Here is a 26,427-nt window from a genome sequence, read left to right as displayed (position 1 = left end):
CCGCAGGACGACATGAAGGGGTAGCGGGGGTGAAGGGCACCCGCGATTCAGCGGGTGCCTCAGTCAGCCTATTTGTCCACGCTGACGCCGTAGAAGGAATTCAGCGCGAACGGGCTGATCTTGAAGTCCTTCACCTTGGCGCTCATGGGCTGGTAGACAGTGGAGTGGGCGATCGGGGTGATCGGTACCTGCTCCTTGAGTATATGCTGCGCCTTCTGGTACAGCTCGGTGCGCTTGGCCTGGTCGGACGTGGCCTTGGCCTGCTTGATCAGGTCGTCGTAGGGCTTGTAGCACCACTTGGAGAAGTTGTTGCCATCGACGGCATCGCAACCGTAGAGGGTACCCAGCCAGTTGTCCGGGTCACCATTGTCACCGCTCCAGCCAATCAGCATGGCACCCTGTTCGCCACCTTTGGAGCGCTTGATGTACTCGCCCCATTCATAACTGACGATCTTCGCCTTGATACCGATCTTGGCCCAGTCGGACTGGAGCATTTCAGCCATCAGTTTGGCATTGGGGTTGTACGGGCGTTGCACGGGCATGGCCCACAGGGTGATTTCGGTGCCTTCCTTGATGCCGGCTTCCTTGAGCAGTTGCTTGGCTTTCTCGGGGTCAAAGGCGGCGTCCTTGATGCTGTCGTCATAGGACCACTGCGTGGGCGGCATGGCGTTGACCGCCAGCTGGCCGGCGCCCTGGTACACCGACTCGATGATCTTTTTCTTGTCCACGGCCATGTCCAGCGCCTGTCGGACTTTCAGCTGGGCCATGGGGTTGGCCTCGTTGCTGCCCTTGATCTTGTCCATCACGTTGTAGGCGATATAGCCGAGGTTGAAACCGGCCTGCTGCGGCATTTGCAGGTTCTTGTCGGCTTTTAGCGGCTCGATGTCGGCCGGGCGTGGGAACAGGGTGACCTGGCACTCGTTCTTCTTGAGCTTCTGCATGCGCACCGAGGCGTCGGTGGTGATGGCAAAGATCAGGTTGTCGATCTTCACGTCCTCGGGCTGCCAGTAGTCCTTGTTGCCCTTGAAGCGGATCTGCGCGTCCTTCTGGTATTTGCTGAACACGAACGGGCCGGTGCCGATCGGCTTCTGGTTGATGTCGGCGGCCTTGCCGTTCTTTAGGAGCTGGTCGGCGTATTCGGCGGACTGGATCGAGGCAAAGCTCATGGCCAGGTTCTGGATGAACGCGGCGTCAACCTCGTTGAGGGTGAACTTCACCGTGTGCTCGTCAAGCTTCTCCACCTTGGCAATGTTCTTGTCCATGCCCATGTCGGTGAAGTATGGAAACTCGGTGGGGTACGCCTTGCGGAACGGGTTGTCCTTGTCGAGCATGCGGTTGAAGGTGAACAGCACGTCGTCGGCGTTGAACGGGCGACTGGGCTTGAAGTAGTCGGTGGTGTGGAACTTGACCCCTTCGCGCAGGTGGAAGGTGTAGGTCTTGCCGTCGTCGGACACTTCCCATTTGGTCGCCAGGCCCGGGATGACCGCAGTGCCGCCGCGCTCGAACTGGGTCAGGCGGTTGAACACGGTCTCTGCCGAGGCATCGAAGTCGGTCCCGGTGGTGTACTGCCCCGGATCGAAGCCGGCCGGGCTGCCTTCGGAGCAGAACACCAGGTTGGATGCGGCAACGGCCGACGGTGCGCCGCTGAGCAAGCCTGCACCCAGCAGGAACGGAATGACTGCGTGTTTGAGCATGGTGGCCTCATTGTTGTCATTTTTTGGATGAGGTGGCCTCGTGAGCCGACCTGCGGATACTTATGCAGGGGGCGTTCCCATTGCAACAGGTACAAGGATAGTTGACGCCGGGAAAGTGGTACGAACGTACATGGATGTCGCATCGGTATAACTTTTGGCGAAGTTAAACGTTTGCGTAGGCAAAATGATGGCGTTTTGCGCGATGTTTCTAGGTAGGGGAAAGCGTAGGATGCATCCTAATGGTGCGTAAGAAATGTCTGAAAATAAAGAAAATGACGCAGTCACCCGTAGGAGCGGGTTTACCCGCGAACACGGGCGAAGCCCGTGCCATCCACCGCCGTGTCTTGCTCGCGGGCTCCCACAGATGATGCGTGGACGCCTTATGGCATCTGCACTTCGATCAGGCCATCGGCATTCATGCTCACTTCACTGGTGCCTGCCTCGATATCTGGCGCCGGTGCTGCTTCATCAGCCCCCATGGCCTTCATCGCCATCGGCGCGCTACGCAAGTACGGGCGCGGGTAGCCGCTGCTGTTGAGGTTCAGGCTCACCACTTTGTAGCCTTTGCCACCCAGCGCTTCGGTCGCCAGTTGCGCGCGTGCCTTGAAGGCATCGACCGCATCCTTGAGCAGAGCATCCTCGCTGGCCTTGCGCGTGGCCGGGGCGATGGAAAAGTCCATGCCAGCCATTTTCAGCTCTTGCAACAAATCGGCGGTAAGCTGGGACAAGGCCGGGAAGTTGGCGCTTTCAAGGCGCAGTTCGGCGCGCTCGCGCCAGCCGGTAATTTTCTGGCCCTTGCTGTCATACACCGGGTAGCTGTTGCGGCTGCCTTGGCTGATCTTCACGTCCTTGACCTGGCGCGACTGCTGCACGGCCTTGTTCATGGTTTCGGTAATCTGCTTGGCGAGCTTGCCCGGGTCGCTGTTCTGCGCTTCGCTGTACAGGGTCACGACCATCAGGTCGCGCGCCACTTCCTTGCTGACTTCGGCACGCAGCGATACCTGGTTGAAACGCGGTTCATCGGCAGCCAGTGCCGGCAGGCTGGCGAGCAGGCCGCAAGACATGATCAGGGCGGCGCCGCGACGTGGGATTTGCATGTGGTACTCCTTGGCATTTGAAGGCGTGGGGGCTGGTCATCCATTCCACGCATGGCCCATAGGACCGGCAACAGTGTAGTGGGTTCAAAAGTGCCATCATGAACCTGTGACAAAGTGTGGCGCTTTGCCGCATCGCTGCAGCGAGGCGCCCGGCTTCGGTATACTCCAGCCGATTTTTCTGGAGCACTCATCAGGAGAGCTCATGCTCGCCGCCGTACAACCGTTGTCCGCTACCCGCCAGAACCTCTGGCGCCTGACCGTCATTCGGGTCCTGGTCCTGGCTGCCCAGGCCGGCTCGGTGGGCGTTGCCTACTGGACCGAACTGCTGCCATTGCCCTGGCTGTCGCTGGCCGGCACCTTGGCCTTGTCTTCGTTGCTGTGTGCCTTCACGGCCCTGCGCCTGCGGCTGTCGCTGCCCGTCACCGAAATGGAGTACGCCCTGCAGCTGGCCTGTGACCTGCTGATCCACAGTGCCTTGCTGTATTACTCCGGCGGCTCGACCAACCCGTTCGTGTCGTATTACCTGGTGCCGCTGGCGATCGCTGCGGTGACCTTGCCGTGGCTGTATTCGCTGATCCTGTCGGGCATTGCGCTGACGGCCTACAGCTTGCTGCTGGTGCAGTTCTACCCGCTCGAAGGGCTGCCGATGGCGCGGGACAAGATGCAGGTCTACGGCATGTGGCTGAGCATTGCCCTGGCGGCGGCTGTGATCACCTTTTTTGCCGCGCGCATGGCCGAAGAGCTGCGCCGCCAGGAGCAGCTGCGTTCAGAGCGGCGTGAAGAAAGCCTGCGCGACGAGCAACTGCTGGCTGTGGCTACCCAGGCCGCCGGTGCCGCCCATGAACTGGGTACGCCGCTGGCGACCATGAGCGTGCTGATCAACGAAATGCGCCAGGACCACACCGACCCGCTGTTGCAGGAGGACCTGCAAATCCTCCAGGACCAGGTAAAGCTGTGCAAAGAGACTTTGCAACAGCTGGTGCGCGCAGCCGAAGCCAACCGGCGCCTGGCCATCGTGGAGCAGGATGTGACCGCCTGGCTGGACGAGGCGCTCAACCGCTGGCACCTGATGCGCCCGGAAGCCAGCTACCGCTTCCAGCGCCTGCGCGACGGCAAGGTGCCGCGTCTGGCGCCGCCGCCAGACCTGACCCAGGCGTTACTGAATCTGCTGAACAATGCCGCCGATGCCTGCCCTGATGATCTGGAAGTTCGCCTGGACTGGGACGCCCAGGACATCGTCATCAGTATCCACGACCATGGTCCTGGTGTACCGCCAGCCATTGCCGAAGCCATTGGCAAACCTTTTATTACCACCAAGGGCAAAGGCTTCGGCCTGGGCCTGTTCTTGAGCAAGGCCAGCGTGACCCGTGCGGGCGGCTCGGTGAAACTCTATAGTCATGAACAGGGTGGCACCCTGACCGAACTGCGCCTGCCCTATGGCAAGCGAGGAGATGAATGATGAGCGAAGAAAACCAGGTCGAAAGCGAAGAGCTGCCGCACCTGCTGCTGGTGGATGACGATGCCACCTTCACCCGGGTCATGGCCCGGGCCATGAGCCGTCGCGGTTTCCGTGTGAGCACTGCCAGTTCTGCCGAAGAAGGCTTGATTCTGGCCCAGCAGGACCTGCCGGACTACGCCACGCTGGACCTGAAGATGGATGGCGACTCCGGCCTGGTGCTGCTGCCCAAGCTGCTGGAACTGGACCCGGAAATGCGCGTGGTGATCCTGACCGGGTACTCGAGCATTGCCACCGCAGTGGAGGCGGTCAAGCGCGGTGCCTGCAACTACCTGTGCAAGCCGGCTGACGCCGATGACGTGTTGGCAGCACTGCTGTCGGAGCACACCGACCTGGATACCCTGGTGCCGGAAAACCCGATGTCGGTCGATCGCCTGCAGTGGGAACACATCCAGCGCGTGCTGAACGAGCATGAAGGCAATATCTCGGCCACCGCACGGGCGCTGGGCATGCACCGACGGACGTTGCAGCGCAAGCTGCAGAAGCGGCCGGTTCGGCGCTGATTCCTTATCGATGATGTTGGCCTGTTCGCGGGGGAATCCGCTCCTGCAACTGTGAGCGCGGGCTTGCCCGCGAAGGGCTGCAAAGCAGTCCCAATCAAGGCGAGCTCGATGAAGGTACTGTTGGTCATCCTTGCGCTGGTTGCAGGTAGCGCCAAAGCTGAAGACTGGCCTGACCCGCAGTGGCAGAACGACCCTGCCACCCTCGACTGGCAGGCCGTCGATGCCTACGCCTTTCCTGCACGCTCCCCCTCGGAGCGCAACGGCATCCGCACGGACGCTCTGCTGATCATCCGCGACGGGCGTATCCTCCACGAGCGCTACACCGCGCCCACCCGCGCCGCCACCGCGCACCTGACCTGGTCGGTAAGCAAGAGCGTACTGGCCACGGTAATGGGCGTAGCCCAGGGCGAAGGCCGCTTCCAGCTGCAAGACCCGGTCAGCCGCTTCTATCCACCCATGCGCGCCCACCCAGGCGTGCGCGTTGCCGACCTGCTGCACTGGGCCAGTGGCCTTGAGTGGCAGGAAGACTACGAATACGCGCCGCTGAAGTCCTCGGTGGTGGCCATGCTGTATACCCGTGGCCGCGCAGACATGGCCGCCTACGCGGCGGCCCGGGGTGCCGCCGCCAGCCCCGGTCAGCGGTTCCTCTACTCCAGCGGCGACAGCAACCTGCTGGCCGCCGCGCTGCGTGGCATGCTCGATGCCGGGCAGTACCCCGACTACCCCTGGCACGCACTGTTCACCCCGTTGGGTATCGGCAGTGCGGTGTGGGAGCGTGACCGGGCAGGCACCTATGTAGGCTCTTCCTATCTCTACCTCAGTGCCCGCGATTTGGCCCGTATTGGCCTGCTGATGCAGCGCGACGGGCGCTGGCAGGGCCGACAATTGCTGCCCAAAGCCTGGGTAGCTTTCAACCGCACCCCGTTTGCCCAGGCCCAGGCGCTGCCTGGCGAGGCCATTCCGGGTGGCCACTGGTGGCTCAACCAGCCGCTGGCTGGCGCCGAACGGCCTTGGCCCAGTGTACCGGCAGACACCTTCGCCGCCCTTGGCCACTGGGGGCAGGCTTTATATGTGCTGCCTGAGCAAAAGCTGGTGATCGTGCGCTACGCCGATGACCGCGACGGCAGCTATCGACACGACGAACTGCTCAAGCGGGTGCTGGCGGTACTGGCCGGGGAGGGGGCATGAAGCGGCTATTGCTGCTGGCGCTGGCAGGGCTCCTGTTCTGGGCATGGCAGGAACGCCAGGCGCTGGCGGACTTCCCCGGCATACTCTCGGCCTACTCGGCCAAGGAATACTGCTCCTGCCGCTTTGTCATGGGCTTCGACAAGGTGTACTGCCAAGGGTACGTGAAGCAGTGGCTGCCACTGAGCCTGCTGGAGGAAAACAGCCAGCAGCAGCGAGTCACCGCTGAAGGCCTGGGGCGGCGCAGTCAGGCGGCCTGGCAAGGCGCGCGTGAGGGCTGCCGCTTGCTGCCATGAATGCAGGCGGGTAAGGTTGGCGGCCTGGTTTCACGAGATCTGTCATGTTCAAGTTGCCCCGTCTGCTGTCTGCCTTATTGCTGGCTCTGTGCCTGCCCGCTCATGCCAATTGGCACCTGGATGGCGAATCTTCACGGCTGTCGTTCATCACCGGCAAGAACGGCGACACCGCCGAAGTGCATCGCTTTCTGGTGTTGCATGGCACGGTCGATCGCAAGGGTATGGCCGGGTTGAGGATCGAGATGGACTCGGTGAGCAGCGGTATTCCGCTGCGTGACGAGCAAATGCGCGACAACCTGTTCGAGGTCGAGCGCTTCGCCGAGGCCACAGTGAAGGCACAGATCGACCTGCAGCCGATCAATGACCTGGCCGACGGTGCGCAGATCGAATTGCGCCTGCCGCTGACGGTCACCCTGCATGGCCAGTCGCACAGCTACAATGTCCTGTTGCTGGCCACCCGCCTGGATGCGCGGCGCTTCCAGGTGGTGACCCTTGAGCCTCTGGTGCTGCGCGCCGAAGATTTTGGCTTGCTGCCGGGGCTGGAAAGCCTGCGCAAGTTCGCCAGGTTGAAGTCCATCAACCCGTCGGTACCGGTTAGCGCGGTGCTGATCTTCACTGCGCGCTGACATGGCGGGGCCGGTCTTCCCTTGGCGGGATGGCAATCAGTTCGAACTGCTTATCGACGGCCCTGCGTTCTTTCCGCGCATGCTCCTGGCGATCATGCGTGCCGAGTTTCAGGTTGACCTGGAGCTGTACCTGGTCGAGGCCGGTGCCTGTGCCGAGGCGGTGGTCGACGCGCTGGAGCAGGCTGCCCGGCGTGGCGTGCGGGTGCGGTGCCTGTTCGATGACTACGGTTCATTGGCCTTCAACAGCGCGTTGCGTCAGCGCCTGCTGGACGCTGGCGTGTACTTGCGCTGGTATAACCGCCTGCGCTGGAAGCGTGGCCTGCGTAACCTCTACCGTGATCATCGCAAATTGCTACTGGTTGACGAACGTTGGGCAGTGGTGGGGGGAACGGGCGTTACCGACGAGTTCTGGACGCCGGGTGAGGCGACCAGCGAATGGCACGAAGTGATGGTGCAGATGCAGGGGCCGGTGGTGAGCGACTGGCAGTTGCTGTTCGACCGTCAGTGGCAAGCCAACAACCGCCGCACCGCCTGGCGCCCTGCTGAAGGCTTTGGCCTGCCGCGTCTGCCCAAGGTGCCTGCGCAGGGGCAGGGCATGGGCCGGGTCGCTTATGCCGACGCCCGCCAGCACCAGGACATCCTGCACGCGCTGGTACGGGCGCTGAACAGCGGCCAGAAACGGGTGTGGCTGGCCACGCCGTACTTCTTGCCGACCTGGAGCGTGCGCCGGTCGTTGCGCCGGGCTGCCAGCAAGGGCCTGGACGTGCGTCTGTTGTTGACCGGCCCGCGTACCGATCACCCCTCGGTACGCTACGCCGGGCATCGTTACTACCCGCGTCTGTTGCGCGCGGGCGTACGGATTTTCGAGTACCAGCCGTGCTTCCTGCACCTGAAGATGGCTGTGGTAGACGACTGGGTCAGCGTCGGTTCGTGCAACTTCGACCACTGGAACTTGCGCTTCAACCTTGAAGCCAACATCGAAGCGCTCGACCCGCCGTTGACAGCGGCGGTGGTGGCCAGCTTCGAGCGCGACTTCGCCCAGAGCGAAGAGGTCGACCTCGCCCACTGGCATGCGCGCCCTTTGTGGCGCAGGGTGAAGCAACGGATCTGGGGCTGGCTCGATCGGCTGGTGGTCAACTTCCTCGACCGCCGTGACTGACAGCGGCTATCGTGCAGTGACTATTCACAGTTAACCGAAGGAGTGGGCGAGATGACGGCGAAGAAAATTCTCATGCTGGTGGGCGACTACGTCGAAGATTACGAAGCGATGGTGCCGTTCCAGGCCTTGAGCATGGTGGGCCACACGGTGCATGCGGTGTGCCCGGAAAAGCTGGCGGGGCAGACCGTGCGTACCGCGATTCATGACTTCGAGGGTGAGCAGACCTACAGCGAAAAGCCTGGGCACAATTTTGCCCTGAATTATGATTTCGTGCGGGTGCGGCCCGAGAGTTATGACGCGCTGCTGATCCCGGGTGGCCGGGCGCCGGAGTATCTGCGCCTGAATGAAAAGGTGTTGGACCTGGTGCGGGCGTTCGACCAGGCCGGCAAGCCGATTGCGGCGGTGTGCCATGGTGCCCAGCTGCTGGCGGCGGCAGGGGTGCTGGAGGGGCGTGAGTGCAGCGCGTACCCGGCATGTGCGCCAGAAGTGCGCCTGGCGGGTGGCACGTTCATCGACATCGCGGTGGACCAGGCGCATGTGGATGGCAACCTGGTGACCGCACCGGCATGGCCCGCGCACCCGGCCTGGCTGGCGGCGTTCCTTAAAGTGCTGGGCACGCGTATTGTCTGACAGGCTTGATTGAGTTGGCAGCGGGTTGCTTCAGGCAACCTGCTCCACCCAGTCATTGAGGTTGTAGTAGTTGGTCACCCGGGCAATCTTGCCACAGTGAATATAGAAGAACGCCCCTGCCGGCAGCACATAGGTCTGGCCGTTTGCTGTCGGCAACCCTTCGTCATCGGCCAGGTATTGGCCATGCACGGTGAACTCCGCCGCCGCGCGGCTGCCATCGGCGTTCTGCATCACCACGATGTCGGCCAGGCGCTCGCGGTAGCAGCGGTTCATCTTTTCCATGAACGCGGCGAACCTGGCCTTGCCCATCTGGCGCTCGCCCTGGTTGATGTCGTGGATCACGTCTTCGCTGAGCAGCGCCAGAAACGCCGGCATGTCACCCGCGTTGAAGGCGGCGTAGTAAGCATTTACCAGTTCGGTTGCGGTCATGGAACATTTCCTGTCGTGTAGGGAAAAGGCGGGTCGTTACCTCGGATGATAGGGTTTCCCCTCAAGCCCGGCTTAGCCGAGCGCGTCATCCACATCGACAAAACGACCGCCAAACATGGAAATACGCCTGTTGCACGGTGCCGCTATCGCGCCTTACATCGATGACCTCGCTCGCCTGCGCCTTACTGTGTTCCGCGAGTTCCCCTACCTTTACGACGGCACCCCGGAGTACGAGGCCGACTACCTGGCCAACTATGCCCGCTCCGGGCGCAGCCTGGTTGTGCTGGCGCTGGACGACGGCAAGGTGGTCGGCGCCTCTACCGGCCTGCCGCTGGTGGATGTCGCGCCCGAATTCCAGCAGCCATTCCTGGCCCAGGGGCGCGACCCGGCCAGTGTGTACTACTTCGGTGAGTCGCTGGTGTTGCCGGCATACCGCGGACAGGGCCTGGGGGTTCGCTTCTTCATCGAGCGCGAGTCCTACGCACACAAACTGGCCGAGTTCGATTACTGCGCGTTCTGCGCGGTCGAGCGACCCGGTGCGCACCCGCGACGGCCAGCCGAGTACAAACCCCTGCACGGCTTCTGGCGCAACCGCGGCTTCCTGCACGACCCATCGCTGCGTACCACCTACGCCTGGCGCGACCTGGACGAGCAGGAAAGCTCCGACAAGCTGATGTCGTTCTGGCTCAAGGCACTGCCGGTATGATCCGCCTGGCAGCCTGCCAGTACGCCATCGAGCTGCACGAAACCTGGGACGCCTACGCCGACCACCTGCAAGGCCTGTGCGCCGAAGCGGTGGAGGCGGGGGCACGCTTGCTGCTACTGCCTGAGTACGCCGGGCTGGTGCTGAGCGGCCAGCTGAGTGCCGGGCAGCGGGAAGACCTGAAGGCTTCGATTGCCGGCATCCAGCCGCTGATCGAACCCTGGAAAGCGTTGTGCGAGAGCCTTGCCCGACGTTGGGGGATCTACCTGCAACCGGGCAGTGTGCCGGTGCTGGACAACGATGGGCGCTACCGCAACCGTGCCTGGCTGTTCGGCCCCCAAGGTGTGCTGGGTTATCAGGACAAACTGATGATGACCCGCTTCGAGCGCGAGCAGTGGGACATCGCTGCAGGCCAGGGGCTGCAGGTGTTCGAAACCGAACTGGGGCGCTTGGGCATCCTGATCTGCTACGACAACGAGTTCCCGATGCTGGCCCGCCGCCTGGCCGAGTGTGGTGCCGACCTGATCCTGGCGCCAAGTTGTACCGATACCGAAGCCGGTTACCACCGGGTGCGTATTGGCGCCCAGGCGCGCGCCCTGGAGAACCAGATTGCCGTGTTGCAGAGCCCTACGGTGGGGGTGGCGCCCTGGTCGCCGGCATTGGACGAGAATATCGGCCGGGCAGGCTTGTTCGTACCGCCGGATCACGGGATGCCGGGGGATGGGGTGGTAGCGTTGAGTGAGCAGTTGAACCCGGACTGCAGCCAGTGGCTGGTGTGTGAGGTAGATCTACAGGAAGTGCGACGGGTGAGGCGGGAAGGGCAGGTGTTTACCTGGCGGGACTGGCCGGAGCAGTTCGAGAGAGTCCTGTGATGACTGTGGCGGCCTCTTCGCGGGCAAGCCCGCTCCCACAGTCAAATGCGTAGCCTTCTGGCTTGCGCTGTACGTGTGGGAGCGGGCTTGCCCGCGAAGCAGCCGCCGCAGTTACATCAGGTTACTTCACTTCGACGGCCAGGCTTTCGGCAATCTTGCTCTGCCACAGGGCAGGGCCAGTGATGTGTACCGACTCACCGTTGCTGTCCACGGCGACGGTCACCGGCATGTCCTTGACCTCGAACTCGTAGATCGCTTCCATGCCCAGCTCGGCGAAGGCCAGTACCTTCGACTTGCGGATGGCCTGGGCGACCAGGTAGGCAGCGCCGCCAACGGCCATCAGGTACACGGCCTTGTTGTCCTTGATCGCCTCGATGGCGGTCGGGCCACGCTCGGACTTGCCGATCATGCCCAGCAGGCCAGTCTGCTCAAGGATCTGGCGAGTGAACTTGTCCATACGGGTAGCAGTGGTCGGGCCGGCTGGGCCTACCACTTCGTCACCCACCGGGTCGACCGGGCCGACGTAGTAGATGAAGCGGCCTTTCAGGTCTACCGGCAACTCTTCGCCACGGTTGAGCATTTCAACCATGCGCTTGTGCGCGGCATCGCGGCCGGTCAGCATCTTGCCGTTGAGCAGGATGGTTTCGCCCGGCTTCCAGCTGGCCACTTCTTCCGGGGTGATGTCGTCGAGGTTGACGCGACGGGCGCTCGGGCCGGCTTCCCAGACGATTTCCGGGTAGGCGTCCAGCGACGGCGCTTCCAGTTCTGCCGGGCCGGTGCCATCGAGCACGAAGTGGGCGTGGCGGGTAGCAGCGCAGTTGGGGATCATGCACACCGGCAAGGACGCGGCGTGGGTCGGGTAGTCCATGATCTTGACGTCGAGCACGGTGGTCAGGCCACCCAGGCCCTGGGCGCCGATGCCCAGCTGGTTGACCTTGTCGAACAGCTCCAGGCGGATTTCTTCCAGGCGGTTCTGTGGGCCACGGGCTTTCAGTTCGTGAATGTCGATGGACTCCATCAACACTTCCTTGGCCATGACCGCGGCCTTCTCGGCGGTACCGCCGATGCCGATGCCGAGCATGCCAGGCGGGCACCAGCCAGCACCCATGGTCGGCACGGTCTTCAGTACCCAGTCGACGATCGAGTCGGACGGGTTGAGCATGGCCATCTTCGACTTGTTTTCCGAGCCGCCGCCCTTGGCTGCGACATCGACTTCCACCTTGTCGCCGGGGACTATGGAGTAGTGGATCACTGCCGGGGTGTTGTCCTTGGTGTTCTTGCGGGCACCGGCCGGGTCGGCCAGGATCGAAGCGCGCAGGACGTTTTCAGGCAGGTTGTAGGCGCGACGCACACCTTCGTTGATCATGTCGTCGACGCTCATGGTGGCGCCATCCCAGCGCACGTCCATGCCCACGCGGATGAACACGGTGACGATACCGGTGTCCTGGCAGATTGGACGATGGCCGGTGGCGCACATGCGCGAGTTGATCAGGATCTGGGCGATGGAATCGCGTGCAGCAGGCGATTCCTCACGCAGATAGGCCTCGTGCATGGCCTGGATGAAATCGACGGGGTGGTAGTACGAGATGAATTGCAGGGCGTCGGCGACGCTCTGAATCAGGTCGTCTTGCTTGATCACGGTCATGCAGCGCGCTCCTCTTAAAGACGGGAACATTCAAAAAGACGCTCGACATAGCCGACCAGCACGTCGAAGCGCCTTGCAAGGCGCCGGCAGGTCAGGCCGACGGAAAAAGGCGCGGCAGTATAGCGCGCATCCGTGCCCGGCACACCTGCGGCCGGTCTGGACCATGGTCGGCAGCGCGCAGGCATCTATTTTGCTGGTGTGCTCTGCTTGGCTTACAGTGAGCCTTGGACAGCAGGAGATGTACCGAACATGCCCGAAATTTGCGTGGGCGAGCGCCGCTGGCTGGTGCCCATTGGCAGCAACCTGCTCGATGCCCTCAACGAGGCGGGGCTGAATGTGCCTTACAGTTGCCGCGCCGGCAGTTGCCACGCCTGCCTGGTGCGCTGCCTGGAAGGGCAACCGGCAGACGCTTTGCCCGAGGCATTGGCATTGGAGAAACATGCCCAGGGCTGGCGTCTGGCTTGCCAGTGCCGGGTGGTCGAGGACCTGCGTGTGGCGTTGTACGACCCCCAGCAGGGTGGCGTACCGGCGCAGGTCTGTGCGTTGGACTGGTTTGGCGATGTGTTGCGCCTGCGGTTGCGCCCCGATCGGGTGGTGCGTTACCAGGCGGGGCAGCACGTGGTGCTGTGGCTAGGCGCGGTTGCTCGGCCTTATTCCTTGGCCAGCCTGCCGGGCGAGGATGATTTTCTCGAGTTTCATATCGATTGCCAGCGGCCTGGTGCCTTTTGCGACAAGGCGCGTGGTCTGCAGGTCGGCGATGAGATGCGTTTGGGGGAGTTCAGAGGCGGAGCCCTTCATTACGACCCTGATTGGCAGGAGCGGCCGCTGTGGTTGCTGGCTGCGGGAACCGGGCTGGCGCCGCTCTGGGGTATCTTGCGCGAAGCGTTGCGCCGGGGGCATCGGGGCGAAATCCGGGTGATACATGTGGCGCGGGATCCGGCTGGGCACTATCTGGCGGAGAAGCTGCTGAAGCTGCCAGGGGTCAGTGTCGAGCTGGTGCTGGTGGAGCATGTGGATGAAGCGTTGGCCGGGATGCGGCTGTTGTCGCGACAGACGGTGGCGCTGCTGTGTGGGGCACCGGGGAGTGTCGAGCGGTTTGCCCGACGCATGTTCATGGCAGGGGTACCGCGGGGACAGGTGTTTGCTGATGTGTTCGTCGAGCATGCCTGAGTAGCATTTGAAGTGCGAAGGGCCGCAAAGCGGCCCCTCTTTCATGCGGCGCTGCGCTCGGCGACGGGCACCTCGGCCAGCCCCCGCCGATAGAGAACCAGGTAATACGACCCCAATCCGATCAACCAGCAGAACACTGCCGTCCACACATTGTGCGACAGGAAGTGCGCCCCCTGCATCATCCTGCCCACCGACAGTATCGACCCTGCTGTCAAGGCCACTACAAATGCCACTCGCGCCAGGCGTGGCTTGCGATCACGCAGCAGGAAGAACAAGGCGAACAGGCAGAAACCGGTCGCTGCATGCCCGCCCGGCCAGCACAGCCCAGGCTTGTCGGTAGGCGGCCGTGGCTCCAGCAGCTTGCTGTAGGTTTCGGTGCCGCCAAACTGGGTCAGGCTCCAAGGGCACTGCACCTGGGTGACTTTTTTCAGCGGCGTGACAAACGCCGTGGACAAGCCCAGTGCCAGCACCAGGCAGCCCAGTTCACGGCGCCAGCCAAACAGGCGCTTCCAGAAAAAGCTCGCGGCAAAGGTCAGCAGCGATATCACCCCCAACAGGATCACCACTTGCTTGACCCGGTCATGCAGGATGTTTTCCAACAGGTAACTGTGGCGGCCAATGAACTGCCCGGCAGCGGGGTCGAAGAACAGGTTGGCGACATCCATGTCGACTGAAGTCAGCTCCAGCAGGATCAAGGCCACCGCAGTCGCCAGGGGAATCCCCAGGTACAGCCAGTAGTTGATCGGGCGAGGGCGGGTGCGTTGCTGCATGACGGCTCCAGGGCGCGAAAAAGATCGGGCATTGTCGACCGCCCGCTATCCTGTGTCCGTGAAGGATCAGTGAAAAAACCGTCAAGTGCGGTGAATTTTCCCCAGGGCTGGCACCGTGCAGGCATAGGCCTTAAGCTGCGCCTGCCGCGCACCACAGCGAGAAGCGCCGCACAGGAGAAACCGATGCGCATTCTTTTGGTTGAAGACAACCGCGATATCTTGGCCAACCTGGCCGATTACCTGGGCATGAAAGGCTACACCGTCGACTGCGCCCAGGATGGCCTGTCCGGGCTGCATCTGGCCGCCACCGAACACTACGACCTGATCGTACTCGACATCATGCTGCCAGGCATCGATGGCTACACCCTGTGCAAGCGCCTGCGCGAAGATGCCCGCCGTGACACGCCGGTGATCATGCTCACTGCCCGTGACCAGCTGGACGACCGCCTGCAGGGCTTCCGCTCGGGTGCTGACGATTACCTGCTCAAGCCATTTGCCCTGTCGGAACTGGCGGCGCGCATCGAAGCGGTGCTGCGCCGTGCCCAGGGCGGTGGGCGGCGCACCCTGCAGGTGGCTGACCTGAGCTACGACCTCGATACCCTCGAGGTAACCCGCCAGGGTCGCCTGCTGAAGCTTAACCCGGTCGGCCTCAAGCTGCTGGCGGTACTGATGCAGAAAAGCCCGCACGTATTGCGCCGCGAGGTGCTGGAAGAAGCCTTGTGGGGCGACGACTGCCCCGATAGCGACAGCCTGCGCAGCCATGTGCATCAGCTGCGCCAGGTGATCGACAAACCGTTTGAGAAACCGTTGCTGCATACCGTCCATGGCGTCGGCTATCGCCTCGCCGAGGGCCGCGATGGAGTTTAAGCAAAGCCTTGCCCAGCGCATCATCATCGCCTTTGCCCTGATGAGTGCGCTGGTGGCCGGGGCCTTCGCATTCGGTATCGTCGGCACGGTGCACCTGGTCGAAGAGCGACTGATTTCCTCGGTACTGGGCGGTGACCTGCAGCGCCTGCTGCGTATGGACAGCGTCAGTGACTGGAGTCATCGGCCTCGCCCAGACCAGCTGTTCTATTTCAGTGGCGGGCGTGACGACTTCGAGCTGCCCAAGGACCTGCGGCACCTCGACCGCGGTTTCCACGAAGTGTTCCGAGACCAGCTGTCCTACCACGCCATGGTCGAGATCGTCGATGGTCGCCGTTATGTACTGCTGCAGGACCAGAGCGACTTCGAGGAGCGCGAGCGCGTACTGTTTGCCGTGGTTGTGGTGGGCTTCGTGCTCAGCCTGGTGCTGGCGGTCATCCTTGGCTGGCTGGTTGCACGTCGGGTAATGGCACCGGTCATTCGCCTGGCGCGTCAGGTGCGCCACCGCGATCAACTACTGGGCCTGGCCCCGCCGCTGGCTCCGGATTATGCGGCAGACGAAGTCGGCCAGCTTGCAGTGGCTTTCGACGACACCCTGGGTCGCCTGCGTGATGCGCTGACCCGTGAGCGGCTGTTCACCAGCGACGTCAGCCACGAGCTGCGCACGCCGTTGATGGTGTTGGCTACCTCGTGTGAGCTTCTGATGGAAAACCCTGGCCTCGATGCCCGCGCGCGTAGCCAGGTGGAGCGCGTGGCGCGGGCCACCGAAGAGATGCGCGAGCTGGTCAAGACCTTCCTCATGTTGGCCCGCGCGCAGCGTGATGAGGGGGCAGTGGCGTCACGGGCGACCCTGCGCGAAGTGGCCGACGAGCTCATCGGGGTGTGGCGCGACACCATCGAACAGAAAGGCCTCACCCTGTATTTCGATGGCCGCGTGAGCGCTAGCCCTGTGCTGTACAACGCCACCTTCCTGCAGTCGGTAATGGGCAACCTGCTGCGCAATGCGGCGCACTACACCGACAGTGGGTATATCCGCCTGAGTCTGGAAGCCAACGGTTTCAGCGTAGAGGACAGTGGCGTAGGTATCCCCGAAGAGCAGCGTGAGGCCATGTTCAGACCGTTCGTGCGGGGCGATGAACGGCGTGGCGAGGGCCTGGGGCTAGGGCTTTCGCTGGTGCAGCGGATCTGCGACGACCAAGGTTGGCGTGTCACCCTGACATCTACCTTGCCGCATGGCTGCCGCTTCCAGGTGGACCTGAGCAACACCGTGGCCAAAGGCGACCCGGACGCCCTGGTCGAGTAATTTCTTGTATCAGGTCAACGGGTGCCCAACGTTTTTTTCACATTGGCATGACCTGATTCCAACGCTTGCATGACTAGTGTGGGCGCAATGGAGTCAGGAGATGCCCAATGCGTAGCCCCATCAAGCTTGAATTTTCCGAGAAGTACGACAAAGACCATGCACGCGAGTACTTTCTCAAGCACCAGGACGGCCTGGCGCGACGCCTTTCCCACAAGCGAGATGAGCAGTTGGCGCGCCGCGCCTTGGCGTTGGCGGGCGAGCCTGGCCTGGTACTCGACCTGCCATGCGGAGCGGGCCGTTTCTGGCCGCTGTTGGCGGAAAAGCCCAATCGGGTAATCATCGGTGCCGACAACTCCGAGGCCATGATCGAGACAGCCTGTGCGGCGCAACCGCCAGAAGTGGTGGCACGGGTACGGCCTTTGCAGACTTCGGCATTTGCCATCGATCTGCCAGACAACGCCGTGGACAGCATTTTCTGCATGCGCCTGTTCCATCACATTGGCGAGTCGGCGCACAGAAAGACCATTCTTTCGGAATTTCAACGGGTTAGCCGTGATAGTGTGATCCTGTCACTGTGGGTGGATGGCAACTTCAAGGCCTGGCGCCGGAAAAAGCTGGAGCAGCGCCGTAGCGCCAAGGCCGAGCAGGATAATTACCAGAACCGTTTCGTGTTACCTGCCGAAACGGTCGAAGAAGAATTCAGGGCTGCCGGCTTCAGAATCCAGGAACGCCTCGACTTCCTGCCGTTCTATGCCATGTGGCGGGTCTATGTATTGCGTAAGGGGTAGTGTTTGATGGCTGTAGCCCATAAAGGGGAAGCGCAGTTCGATTTTTACTGGCGCCAGCAAGGCGAGTGGGTCGAGGAGCCTAACCAGCGCCGCGGCGGCGAGAGTGGCGTGCAACGCCTTAACGATGCCGATGGCAAGCTGTTGTATGCCAAACGCCAGGTCGGGCATATCTACCGCAGCCTGTTGCACCCTTTTGGTCGGCCGACCGTGTTGCGTGAACTCGATGCGCTGAACAGTTTCGAGCAGTTGGGCGTGCGTGTACCGCGCATCGTCTTCTGTGGCGCGCAGCGCGATGCCGAGCACCAGTGGCGCGCGCTGCTGGTCAGCGAAGCGCTGGACGGTTTTGTCGAACTCGACACCTGGCATGCCGAAGGTGCCCGCGAGCGTTACCCGCAGGTGGTGCATGAGCGCATGCTCAAGGACCTGGCGGACAACCTGGCGCGGATGCACCTGGGGCACTGGCAGCATGGCTGCCTGTACGGCAAGCACGTATTCATCAAGGTAATCGGCGAGGGCGAGCAGGCTCGCGTCGAAGTGGCGCTGCTGGACCTGGAAAAGTGCAGGCGGCGTATCAGCTGCCAGCGGGCGGCCGGCAATGACTTGCGTCAGCTACGCCGCCATTCGTCGCTCAATGACGCGGAATGGCGGACGCTGCTCTACTTTTACAAGATGGCGTTTGGCAGCGCTGTCAAAGGGTTAGAGTAATGAAACTAGAAATTGCTCGAGCTTTGTTCCTGGTAGCTGGCCTGGCGGTGACCACCGTGGCGGTGGCTGCCTGGGAAGAGCCGAGGCCAACCGTGTTCAGCAAGGCTGAGATGGCAGACCAGTGCGCGTTGCCGCGGGATGCAAAACCGCAGCAGCAGGCCCGGAGCGAGCCGGACCAGGACCTTTTGCTGTTCCTGTTTGGCCTGCGTCAAGGGTTGCGGCCATTTGGATGAACCCTGCGTTAGCTGAAAAAGCCAGAGGCCTCGCGATTGCGGGGCCTTTGGCTTTTTGCGTCTGCGTTGCCGGCCTCTTCGCGGGCAAGCCCGCTCCCACAGGTCGGTTCAAGCGATTGCAGGTGCCTTGGCGCTCGCCTTGTGCGCCAGCAGGGTGTAGATGCACGGCAACACAAACAAGGTAAACAGCGTGCCAATCGACATCCCGGTGGCAATCACCATACCGATGTCAAACCGGCTGACCGCTCCCGCCCCGCTTGCCAGAATCAGCGGCACCATGCCGAACACCATAGCCGCAGTGGTCATCAGCACCGGCCGCAGGCGAATGGCCGCTGCTTCCTCGATCGCTTCGCGCACACTCAGGCCACGCTCATCGCGTAGCTGATTGGCGAACTCGACGATCAGGATACCGTGCTTGCTGATAAGCCCGATCAATGTAACCAGCCCGACCTGGGTGTAGATGTTCATGCTCGACACACCCAGGAACAGCGGCAAAAGTGCGCCACAGATGGACAACGGCACTGTCACCAGAATCACCAACGGGTCGCGGAAGCTTTCGAACTGTGCAGCCAGTACGAGGAAAATGATCGCCAGCGCCAGGCCGAAGGTGACCCACAATGCGCTGCCTTCCTGTACATACTGGCGGGCCGCGCCGGCGTAGTCGAAGGCAAAGCCTTCCGGGGCCTCTTCGCGAGCGATGTCCTGCACGGTCTTGAGCGCCTCGCCCAGGCTGACCATGGGCACGCCCTGAATGATCGCAGCGTTCAGTTGCTGGAACTGGTTGAGCTGGCGTGGGCGAGCGCGGTCGGTGAGGGTGATCAGGGTCGACAGCGGTAGCAACTGGCCCTGGTCGTTCTTCACGTAGTAGTTGTTCAGCCAGCCGGGGTTGTCGCGGTAAGGCCGTTCAACCTGGGCGATCACCTTGTAACTGCGGCCTTCAAGGGTGAAACGGTTGATTTCCGCCTCGCCCAGCAGGGTCGCCAAGGTGCCGCCGAGGGTGTCCATCGACACCCCCATCTGCGCCGCCTTTGCCCGGTCGATGTCCACCACCACTTCGGGTTTGTCGAAGGCAAGATCGATATCGAGGAAGGCGAACTTGCCCGATTCCTGAGCGCGCGTCTTGATGCGTTGGGCCACGTCCAGCAGTGCCGGGTAGTCGCCAGCGGTATTGATCACGAACTGGAATGGCAAGCCCTCGCCAGTGCCGGGTAACGAAGGCAGGTTGAAGCCGAAGATCTGCAGCCCGCTGATTTCCTCGAGTTTGGCCTGCACCAGCGGCAGTAGCTCCATCTGCGTGCGTTCGCGCTCGTTCCAGGGCTTGAGCAAAAAACCACCGATACCGGTCTGCACGCCGTTGAAGCCGTTGATCTGAAACGACGAGTAATACTCGGGGAAGGCCTTGAACAGCGGTGTGAACTGGTCGGTGTAGGCGTTGAGGTAGTCGAGGTTGGCCGGTTGAGGCGAGCTGCTCATCATGAAGATCACCCCCTGGTCCTCGTTGGGCGCCAGTTCGTTCTGGGTGAATTTGAGCAGCACCGGGATCAGGCACAGGATGATCACGGCAAACACCAGCACCACCGGCCGGCTGTCGAGGGTGGCGTGCAGCAAACGCTGGTAGCGCCCTTTCAGGCGTTCGAACAGCTGATCGAGGCGGTGGGCCAGGCCGCTCGGGTTCTGCTCCCGGCGCAGCAGCAGGGCGCACATCATCGGTGACAGGGTCAGGGCAACGATTCCGGAAATGATCACCGCCCCGGCCAGCGTCAGGGCAAACTCCTTGAACAGCGCGCCGGTGAGCCCGGTGAGGAAGCCGATCGGTGCATACACGGCGGCAAGGGTGATGGTCATGGACACCACTGGCATGGCAATTTCGCGCGCGCCTTCCAGGGCTGCATCGAACGGCGACTTGCCTTCTTCCATGTGCCGGTGAATGTTCTCCACCACCACAATGGCATCGTCCACCACCAGGCCGATGGCCAGCACCATGGCGAGCAGGGTCAGCAGGTTGAGCGAGTAGCCCATCATCTGCATGAAGAACAGTACACCGATCATCGACAGCGGTATGGTCACCACCGGAATCAGTACCGAGCGCAGGGCACCGAGGAACAGGAACACCACGACGATGACGATCAGAACCGCTTCGCCCAAGGTCTTGATCACTTCGTCGATCGAGGCCTGGATGAACCGCGTGGCGTCGTAGGCAATCGATACGTTCAGTGCCGAGGGCAGCTGGCTTTCCAGCTCAGGCATGATGCGCCGCACTTCCTTGATGACATCCAGCGGGTTGGCGGCCGGGGTGGCCTTGATGCCGATATAGACCGACGGGGTGCCGTCGAACGAGCTGACCGTGTCGTAGTTTTCTGCGCCCATCTCGACCCGCGCCACATCGCCCAGCAGCACGCGGCTGTCACCGCTGGTCTTGAGCGGCAGGGCGGCGAACGCCTCGGCCGACTTCAGCTCGGTGCTGGCGTTGACGCTGGTGACCACGTATTCGCCTTTCACCTCGCCAGCGGCGGAAAGGAAGTTGTAGCGGCGTACGGCATTGGTCACGTCGGTAGCCGAAAGGCCGAAACCGGCCAGCTTCACCGGGTCCAGCCACAGGCGCATGGCGAACACCTGGTTGCCGAGGATCTCCGCCTCGGCCATGCCCGGCAGAGTGGCCAGCTTGGGCTGGATAACCCGTGACAGGTAGTCGGTGATCTGCGGGTTGCTCATTTCCTTGCTGTAGAAGCTGACGTACATCAGCGCCGAGGCGTCGGCAGCTTCCTTGCTCAGTACCGGGTCTTCGGAGTCCTGGGGTAGCTTGTTTCGCACCTCATTGGCCTTGGCCAGCAGCTCGGTGAACAGCCGGTCGCTGTCGGCGCCAATGCGCGCGTAAATGGAAATGATCGAGAAATTCTGCCGGCTCACCGAGGTCATGTAGTCGATGCCTTCGGCGCTGGCCAGGCTTTGCTGCAATGGCTGGGTGATATAGCCCTGAATGGTTTCGGCGTTGGCCCCGGGGTAGGCGGTGGTGACCGTGATCAGGGCGTTTTCCATTTGCGGGTACTGGCGGATCTGCAGCTTGTTCCAGGCCTGGAAGCCGAGCAGCAGAATCAGCAGGCTGACCACGCTGGCCAGCACCGGGCGTTGGATGAACGGGTCGGTGAACGCCATGTCAGCCTCCTGAGTCCTTGGCCGCTGCGCCCGGTTCGGGCTTGAGGGCGTTGTCCTGGCCTATGCGTATTGCGGCACCGGGTGTGAGTTTCAGCTGCCCGGCGGTGACCACCTGTTCCCCGGCCTGCAGGCCTTCGCTGACTACAACCACGCCGTCTCGGCGCTCGCCAGTCTTTACCGTGCGCTGTTCGGCGACCAGCTGGGGTTGGCCCTTGTCGTCGTACACCGGTTTGCCATCCTTGTCCTTTCTCGGTGAGGCGACATACACCGAGTTGCCATACAGGGTGTAGGTAATGGCGCTTTCCGGCACCACCACTTGCGGCTGCGGGTTGGGCAGCAGAATCAACAGGCTGGCGAACATGCCTGGCAGCAGTTTGCCGTCGGGGTTGGCCATGGTGGCGCGTACCAGCAGGTTGCGCGTGGTTTCCTCGACCTTGGGGTTGATGGCGCTGAGGCTGCCGGGGAAGCGCTGACCCGGGTAGGCGGCCACTTGCACCAGCACCTGCTGGCCCAGGCTCAGGTGTGGCAGCGCCTGTTCCGGCACGTTGAAGTCTACGTACAGGCTGGAGGTGTCTTGCAGGGTGGCGATCACAGTGCCGGCGGCCAGGTACTGGCCGATGTCCACCTGGCGGATGCCGATGGTGCCGCTGAAAGGTGCATTGATGCGTTTCTTGATCTTCTGCGCCTTAAGCTGCTCGACCACCGCCTGGTTGCGCCGGTACTGGGAGGAAAGGCGGTCGAACTCGCCGCGGGAGATGGCCGAATCGCCCACCAGCTGGCTGCCACGGCCGAAGTCGACCTTGGCCAGGCCCAGGTCGGCCAGGGCGGTACCGAGCAGGGCTGTTTCCTGATCGTCGTTGAGCTGCAAGAGCAGTTGCCCGGCCTTGACCTGTTGGCCTGAGTCGAAGTGAAGGGATTTGACGATGCCTTCCACCTCCAGGCTCAGATCAACGCCCTGCAGCGCCTTGAGGCTGCCGACAGCGGGCAGGCGCTCTTGCCACGGGCGCTGTTCGGCCATGGCAGCCGCCACGGTGATGGGGGGCTTGGGGGCAGTGAACATCTGGATCTGCTGGTAGATCGAGAAGGCTTTGTAACCCCCCAGGGCCAGCACGATCAGCAGAACCACGGCCAACATGATGAGCATGCGGCGGCGCAGCATAGGTCCGGTTCCTTGGATGCAGTTGTTATTCGCTTCTACACGACAACGGGCGATCCTGCCCACGTGCGGATGGGGGAAGTATTGACTGTTTTTCCGGAGGTGGGGCGTGAAATGCCTGTGCCGGCCTTTTCGCGGCTAAAGCCGCTCCTACAGGGACTGTGTAGAACCCTGTGGGATCGGCTTTAGCTGGGAGAAGGCCAGTGAATGCAACAGAAAAATCAGACGAGATGCAGGTGGTTGTCCCAGAAGCCGGACGGCAGGTTCATCGGCTGCCCGACCAGTTCGGCCTTGCGGCAATCGTAGAACCGGCAGCGGCCCTGCCCGGAGGTGACGACAAAACCGTCCTTCACCGCGCCAACGCCTGCGCAGTCGGGCATCGGGGCATCCAGCCGCACCGCGCCGCTGTCCAGGTCCCAGACGAACAGGCGGTTGGCCCGCGGTGCCGTCAGCGCCACCAGCCGCAGCTCGCTGTGGATGGCAACGCTTGCGGTGTATTGGGCCATGGCTTGCAGTTGCCGCTCCGGTACCGGGAAGGCCTTGAATGGCTCGCCCGGGCGCTTGATCGCCAGCAGCTCGGCAGTTTCATCGGCATCGCCCATGAACTGCTGGCAGGCGGCGATGGTGCCATCGCTGGCCACTGCCAGGTGTCGCACGCTGTTCATCTGCTGGGCCAGGGTTTCCTTGCTCAGCAGGGTGCCGTCGCGCTGCATCAGCACCAGGCTCGGTTGCATGGCGTCGAGGTTCATCTCGACACGGCTTTCGGCCTCGGTACGGATACCGCCGTTGGCCACGACCAGCGTTTCACCGTCAGGCAGCCAGGCAACCTCGTGCGGGCCGATACCGTGGGTCGGAATTTCACCGGTGTGCACCAGGCGTTCGCCTTCGAAACGGTACACGCCAAGCACGCCGCGCCCTGGGTCGGTGGTGTCGTTCTCGGTGGCATACAGCCATTCGCCGCCTTTGTGCACGACGGCGTGGCCATAGAAGTGCCGGTTCGGCTGAGAGGCTACCGTTTGCAGCAGGCGCCCGTCACGCAGGTCGATCAGGTAGCTTTCGGTACCTGGGCGGCGGGCGACGAACAGAGCGATTGGCTGCTCGGGGTGGTGGATGATGGCATGGCAACGCTGAGCGACCTGCGTGCTGAACACCTGTGTACCGTCCAGGCGAAAACCTACGGCATAGTGCTGGCCGTCGCCGTTGTCACGCGCCGAGAGCAGCAAGGGTTCGCTGCCTTTGCTGCGGAACAGGCTCCAGCCGCCCAAGGTGAGGGCACTGAGCAATACGCTACCGAGTTTGAGTGCCTGGCGTCGCAGCATGATCAGTCACCGTCGTTGGCATTGAAGCCCAGCTGGATGTTCAGCGCCTTGGCCAGATCGCCTTCGTGCAGGCGGTGGACGACGTTCAAGCTGTCGTAGATCTGGTTGAGGGTTTGCTGACCGGCGTCGTCGGCCAGCAGTTCACCGAGCGTTTTCTGGTTGTCGGCCAGCAACTTGAGCGAGGTAGCGTAGGCGGCGTCGATCTTGTCCGCCAGCGCTTTCTGATCGCTGGGCAACAGGCCGCGCAGGCCCTGGTTGTCTACCCCGACCCAGACGGCTTCGGCGGCCTTGAGGCTGGCCTGCAGGCTGTTCATCGAGTTGTGGCTGCGCCAGGCCTCGGCCTGCAGCGGCTGCGGGATGCCCTTGCTCTGACGGCCCATCGGTGCGCCGAGCTTCTTCTTCAGGGTGTCCAGGGCGGTCACCTGGGCGCGCAACAGATCGGCGATAGCCTCATGGGAGTCGGCATAGCGCTGGTTGGGGAACTTGGTCATCTGCGAAAGCATGCCGTCGGTGCTGTTCCAGCCTTTGAGAATCTCCTCTGCCAAGGCCTTCTGGTGCGCGCCGATGGCCACCAGCAGCGGGCAGTAGCGGGCTTTCTGTTCGGCAGTGGCGATGTCCGGCTTGCTGTCGAACAGGATGTACTCATAGGCCGACAAGCCACGTACCACTACGCTGGACTTGCCCAACGCCTCAGCATCAACCGGCTTGTCGCCGTTGACCAGTTGCTCGACCTGACGCCCGACCAGGTTTTTCTTGTCAGGCCAGAATTGTACCTGCCAGGCGCGGTTGCCTTCAGCCAACGGGCCGACCAGTAGCGGTTGCAGCTCGGCCCAGGCTTTTTGTGCATTGAGGAAGTCGGCGCGGGCTTTGTCCAGGCTTTCCTTGCCTTCGCAATAGGCCAGGGCACTGGCAGCCAGCGTACGGTCGGCTTCGACCCAGCGGCTGTAGGTAGGCAGGATCACCTGGTTGGCGATGGCGGCGGAGGTCACTGCTTGCGGGTCTTGTGGCGAGCAGGCACCGAGGGCGAGTGCGGCGAGGCTGGTGAACAACAGTTTGGGTCGGAACATGCCCGGCTCCTTTGCGCGTTTAAAGTGAGTTCAGGAACGCGAGCAACGCGGCGCGCTGCTCGGCATCGAAAGTGAGTACGAAATTGCGTGCCGCCTCGGCTTCGCCACCATGCCACAGCACGGCCTCAAGCAGGTTGCGGGCGCGGCCGTCATGCAGGAACTGGCTATGGCCGCTGACCGTTTCGCTCAGGCCGATGCCCCACAGTGGCGGCGTACGCCAGTCCTGGCCGTTGGCGGCGAATTCGGTGCGCTCGTCGGCCAGCCCCGGGCCCATGTCATGCAGCAGCAGGTCGCTGTAGGGGCGGATGACCTGGTTGGCCAATGCGGGTTCGGTGGCGTCGGCGGCGGTGGTGAACTGCGGTGTGTGGCAACCTTGGCAACCCGCCTGGTAGAACAGGTTCTTGCCCGCCAGCACCTGTGGCGAGCCAACGTCGCGGCGGGCCGGCACCGCCAGGTTGCGGGTGTAGAACGTGACCAGGCGCAGGATGTTGTCGCTGACTTCTTTCTCGCCATCGGCACCGTCGCCGTTGGGCGCAGCCAGGCAGCCGGTTTGTGCCTGGGTGCAATCGTCGTTGGGCAGCAGGGTGCTGGTCAGGCCCATGTCGCCGGCAAAGGCGTGCACGTTCTGCTGGTTGACGTTGGGCTGCCCGGCTTTCCAACCGAAGCGGCCGATCACTGTTTTGCCCTGGGCGTCGTCCCATACACGGTTGGCCCGCCCGCGGATGCCATCGCGGTTGCGGTCGTCCGGGTCTTCGTTGGCCAGCAGGTCGGCTTCGGGGATCGCTTCAAGCAGGCCCAGGCCGATCATCGGTGGTGCCACCCGCGCAGAAAAGCGCGTGTCGGGGTGCATCACACCATAGCCGAGCTGGGTGATTTGCAGGGCTGGCTTGCGCAACTCGACCTGATGGCCGTCCTTGAATGACACGGTTTCGCGGGTGTAGCTCACCCGCACCTTGCCTTCGGGCGCCACGCCGGGGATGGCCATGTCCTGCAACTGGGTACCGTAGACAGGTTCTGGCACCACGCCGAGGCGCTCGATCACTTTGGCCAGGTAGGGTTGGTCGGGGATCGACAGGCGCACCAGCATACCCACCGCGTTGCTGTCGCCCTGCTCTGGTGGGTGGCCACGGCCATCGCGCACGTGGCAGTTCTGACAGGCGTTGGTATTGAACAGCGGGCCCAGACCATCACGCGCGGTGGTGGTTGACGGCGCGATCACCCAGGGGTTGCGAAAGAAGCTGTTACCCACGGCGAAGTCCAGGCGTAGCGCTGGCGAGAGGTTGGCCGAGGGCAGGGAATAGGCATTGCGGTCGCTGCGCTGCACGGTTGCCTGGCCACCCGACAACGCTTCGCCGGGCTCGGCGTGGGTGAAGCGCGGGGCGTCGTCACAGGCGGCCAAGGCCAGGGCCAGCAGCAGAGGGGGGAGTCGGGACAGCGACAAGGACATCGAGAATCCTGGGCGTGAGCGAAAAACCGGCGTGCAGCTTAGCAGGCCCAGGATCATTGAATAAGAGCAATTTGCGTTTGCTTGATGAAATCGCTGC

25 protein-coding genes are annotated in these 26,427 nt (G+C 62.8%); 15 read left to right on the top strand and 10 right to left on the bottom strand.

What is annotated here, in order from left to right; genetic code table 11:
• Nucleotides 1-68: 68 nt before the first annotated feature.
• Together ACF8O8_RS02405 and ACF8O8_RS02400 are read right to left on the bottom strand one after the other, a co-directional pair.
• Nucleotides 69-1,694 carry an ABC transporter substrate-binding protein gene (locus ACF8O8_RS02405; protein ID WP_010952093.1) on the bottom strand — a complete coding sequence of 542 codons (1,626 nt, stop codon included), beginning with the start codon at nt 1,692-1,694 and terminating at the stop codon, nt 69-71.
• 380 nt (nt 1,695-2,074) lie between these two features.
• The gene (locus ACF8O8_RS02400) at nt 2,075-2,791 is read right to left on the bottom strand and encodes an SIMPL domain-containing protein (protein WP_003255248.1); all 717 of its coding nucleotides are present in this window, start codon (nt 2,789-2,791) and stop codon (nt 2,075-2,077) included.
• 202 nt (nt 2,792-2,993) lie between these two features.
• On the opposite strand from ACF8O8_RS02400, the gene ACF8O8_RS02395 reads away from it, so the two are divergent.
• The 7 genes from ACF8O8_RS02395 (at nt 2,994) to ACF8O8_RS02365 (ending at nt 8,706) form a co-directional block, all read left to right on the top strand.
• A complete protein-coding gene (locus ACF8O8_RS02395) occupies nt 2,994-4,250 on the top strand; it encodes an ATP-binding protein (RefSeq protein ID WP_014589781.1) in 1,257 nt (418 codons plus the stop codon).
• Nucleotides 4,250-4,810 (top strand): response regulator transcription factor, encoded by a 561-nt coding sequence (locus ACF8O8_RS02390; RefSeq protein WP_003255244.1) that lies wholly within the window; start codon nt 4,250-4,252, stop codon nt 4,808-4,810. Before ACF8O8_RS02395 ends, ACF8O8_RS02390 begins: the two co-directional genes overlap by 1 nt.
• 108 nt (nt 4,811-4,918) lie before the next feature.
• Nucleotides 4,919-5,998 (top strand): serine hydrolase domain-containing protein, encoded by a 1,080-nt coding sequence (locus ACF8O8_RS02385; protein ID WP_392509187.1) that lies wholly within the window; start codon nt 4,919-4,921, stop codon nt 5,996-5,998.
• A complete protein-coding gene (locus ACF8O8_RS02380; RefSeq protein WP_019750532.1) occupies nt 5,995-6,291 on the top strand; it encodes a hypothetical protein in 297 nt (98 codons plus the stop codon). Before ACF8O8_RS02385 ends, ACF8O8_RS02380 begins: the two co-directional genes overlap by 4 nt.
• A 44-nt stretch (nt 6,292-6,335) precedes the next feature.
• Nucleotides 6,336-6,917, top strand: a complete 582-nt coding sequence (locus tag ACF8O8_RS02375) for a YceI family protein (protein ID WP_010952097.1) — start codon at nt 6,336-6,338, stop codon at nt 6,915-6,917.
• 1 nt (nt 6,918) lies between these two features.
• Entirely contained in the window at nt 6,919-8,076 is a 1,158-nt protein-coding gene (locus ACF8O8_RS02370; protein ID WP_104886652.1) for a phosphatidylserine/phosphatidylglycerophosphate/cardiolipin synthase family protein, read from the top strand.
• Between the two features lie 51 nt (nt 8,077-8,127).
• On the top strand, nt 8,128-8,706 hold the full coding sequence (locus ACF8O8_RS02365) for a DJ-1/PfpI family protein (RefSeq protein ID WP_049586441.1): 579 nt from the start codon (nt 8,128-8,130) through the stop codon (nt 8,704-8,706).
• Nucleotides 8,707-8,736: 30 nt separating this feature from the next.
• Here ACF8O8_RS02365 and ACF8O8_RS02360 read toward each other — a convergent pair whose 3' ends face one another.
• Entirely contained in the window at nt 8,737-9,135 is a 399-nt protein-coding gene (locus ACF8O8_RS02360; protein ID WP_010952100.1) for a nuclear transport factor 2 family protein, read from the bottom strand.
• Nucleotides 9,136-9,250: 115 nt separating this feature from the next.
• Between ACF8O8_RS02360 and ACF8O8_RS02355 the strand changes: the two genes are divergently transcribed.
• Both ACF8O8_RS02355 and ACF8O8_RS02350 read left to right on the top strand, forming a co-directional pair.
• Nucleotides 9,251-9,841: a GNAT family N-acetyltransferase gene (locus tag ACF8O8_RS02355; protein WP_010952101.1), complete on the top strand. Its 591-nt coding sequence runs from the start codon at nt 9,251-9,253 to the stop codon at nt 9,839-9,841.
• On the top strand, nt 9,838-10,710 hold the full coding sequence (locus tag ACF8O8_RS02350) for a carbon-nitrogen hydrolase family protein (protein ID WP_003255234.1): 873 nt from the start codon (nt 9,838-9,840) through the stop codon (nt 10,708-10,710). Before ACF8O8_RS02355 ends, ACF8O8_RS02350 begins: the two co-directional genes overlap by 4 nt.
• Before the next feature lie 121 nt (nt 10,711-10,831).
• Here ACF8O8_RS02350 and ACF8O8_RS02345 read toward each other — a convergent pair whose 3' ends face one another.
• Entirely contained in the window at nt 10,832-12,355 is a 1,524-nt protein-coding gene (locus ACF8O8_RS02345; protein WP_003255232.1) for a fumarate hydratase, read from the bottom strand.
• Nucleotides 12,356-12,604: 249 nt separating this feature from the next.
• Between ACF8O8_RS02345 and ACF8O8_RS02340 the strand changes: the two genes are divergently transcribed.
• Complete coding sequence (locus tag ACF8O8_RS02340) at nt 12,605-13,525, top strand: iron-sulfur-binding ferredoxin reductase (RefSeq protein WP_392509186.1); 921 nt, start codon at nt 12,605-12,607, stop codon at nt 13,523-13,525.
• Nucleotides 13,526-13,566: 41 nt separating this feature from the next.
• On the opposite strand, the gene ACF8O8_RS02335 is transcribed toward ACF8O8_RS02340, so the two are convergent.
• A complete protein-coding gene (locus ACF8O8_RS02335) occupies nt 13,567-14,295 on the bottom strand; it encodes a phosphatase PAP2 family protein (RefSeq protein ID WP_010952105.1) in 729 nt (242 codons plus the stop codon).
• A gap of 183 nt (nt 14,296-14,478) precedes the next feature.
• On the opposite strand from ACF8O8_RS02335, the gene colR reads away from it, so the two are divergent.
• From colR to ACF8O8_RS02310, 5 genes are all read left to right on the top strand, one after another.
• The gene (colR, locus tag ACF8O8_RS02330; protein WP_003255215.1) at nt 14,479-15,162 is read left to right on the top strand and encodes a two-component system response regulator ColR; all 684 of its coding nucleotides are present in this window, start codon (nt 14,479-14,481) and stop codon (nt 15,160-15,162) included.
• Nucleotides 15,152-16,462 carry a HAMP domain-containing sensor histidine kinase gene (locus tag ACF8O8_RS02325; protein WP_012051288.1) on the top strand — a complete coding sequence of 437 codons (1,311 nt, stop codon included), beginning with the start codon at nt 15,152-15,154 and terminating at the stop codon, nt 16,460-16,462. The genes colR and ACF8O8_RS02325 overlap by 11 nt, the downstream gene beginning before the upstream one ends.
• A gap of 107 nt (nt 16,463-16,569) precedes the next feature.
• Nucleotides 16,570-17,250 carry a class I SAM-dependent methyltransferase gene (locus ACF8O8_RS02320; protein WP_010952107.1) on the top strand — a complete coding sequence of 227 codons (681 nt, stop codon included), beginning with the start codon at nt 16,570-16,572 and terminating at the stop codon, nt 17,248-17,250.
• A gap of 6 nt (nt 17,251-17,256) precedes the next feature.
• Entirely contained in the window at nt 17,257-17,955 is a 699-nt protein-coding gene (locus ACF8O8_RS02315) for a lipopolysaccharide kinase InaA family protein (RefSeq protein ID WP_049586448.1), read from the top strand.
• Entirely contained in the window at nt 17,955-18,188 is a 234-nt protein-coding gene (locus ACF8O8_RS02310) for a hypothetical protein (RefSeq protein ID WP_185279689.1), read from the top strand. The genes ACF8O8_RS02315 and ACF8O8_RS02310 overlap by 1 nt, the downstream gene beginning before the upstream one ends.
• Nucleotides 18,189-18,296: 108 nt before the next feature.
• Here ACF8O8_RS02310 and ACF8O8_RS02305 read toward each other — a convergent pair whose 3' ends face one another.
• The 5 genes from ACF8O8_RS02305 to ACF8O8_RS02285 all read right to left on the bottom strand — a co-directional run bounded on the left by ACF8O8_RS02305 (nt 18,297) and on the right by ACF8O8_RS02285 (nt 26,330).
• Nucleotides 18,297-21,341: a multidrug efflux RND transporter permease subunit gene (locus ACF8O8_RS02305; protein ID WP_392509185.1), complete on the bottom strand. Its 3,045-nt coding sequence runs from the start codon at nt 21,339-21,341 to the stop codon at nt 18,297-18,299.
• Between the two features lies 1 nt (nt 21,342).
• Nucleotides 21,343-22,500 (bottom strand): efflux RND transporter periplasmic adaptor subunit, encoded by a 1,158-nt coding sequence (locus ACF8O8_RS02300; protein ID WP_049586450.1) that lies wholly within the window; start codon nt 22,498-22,500, stop codon nt 21,343-21,345.
• A 218-nt stretch (nt 22,501-22,718) separates the two neighbouring features.
• Nucleotides 22,719-23,816 (bottom strand): DUF1513 domain-containing protein, encoded by a 1,098-nt coding sequence (locus ACF8O8_RS02295; RefSeq protein WP_010952112.1) that lies wholly within the window; start codon nt 23,814-23,816, stop codon nt 22,719-22,721.
• Nucleotides 23,817-23,818: 2 nt separating this feature from the next.
• Nucleotides 23,819-24,883 (bottom strand): imelysin family protein, encoded by a 1,065-nt coding sequence (locus tag ACF8O8_RS02290; protein WP_010952113.1) that lies wholly within the window; start codon nt 24,881-24,883, stop codon nt 23,819-23,821.
• A 19-nt stretch (nt 24,884-24,902) separates the two neighbouring features.
• On the bottom strand, nt 24,903-26,330 hold the full coding sequence (locus ACF8O8_RS02285; RefSeq protein ID WP_392509184.1) for a di-heme oxidoredictase family protein: 1,428 nt from the start codon (nt 26,328-26,330) through the stop codon (nt 24,903-24,905).
• Nucleotides 26,331-26,427 lie beyond the last annotated feature (97 nt).

Source organism: Pseudomonas sp. TYF_14 (genome assembly GCF_043105275.1).
GTDB lineage: Bacteria > Pseudomonadota > Gammaproteobacteria > Pseudomonadales > Pseudomonadaceae > Aquipseudomonas > Aquipseudomonas alloputida.
This window is presented reverse-complemented; position numbering and strand designations above follow the sequence as displayed.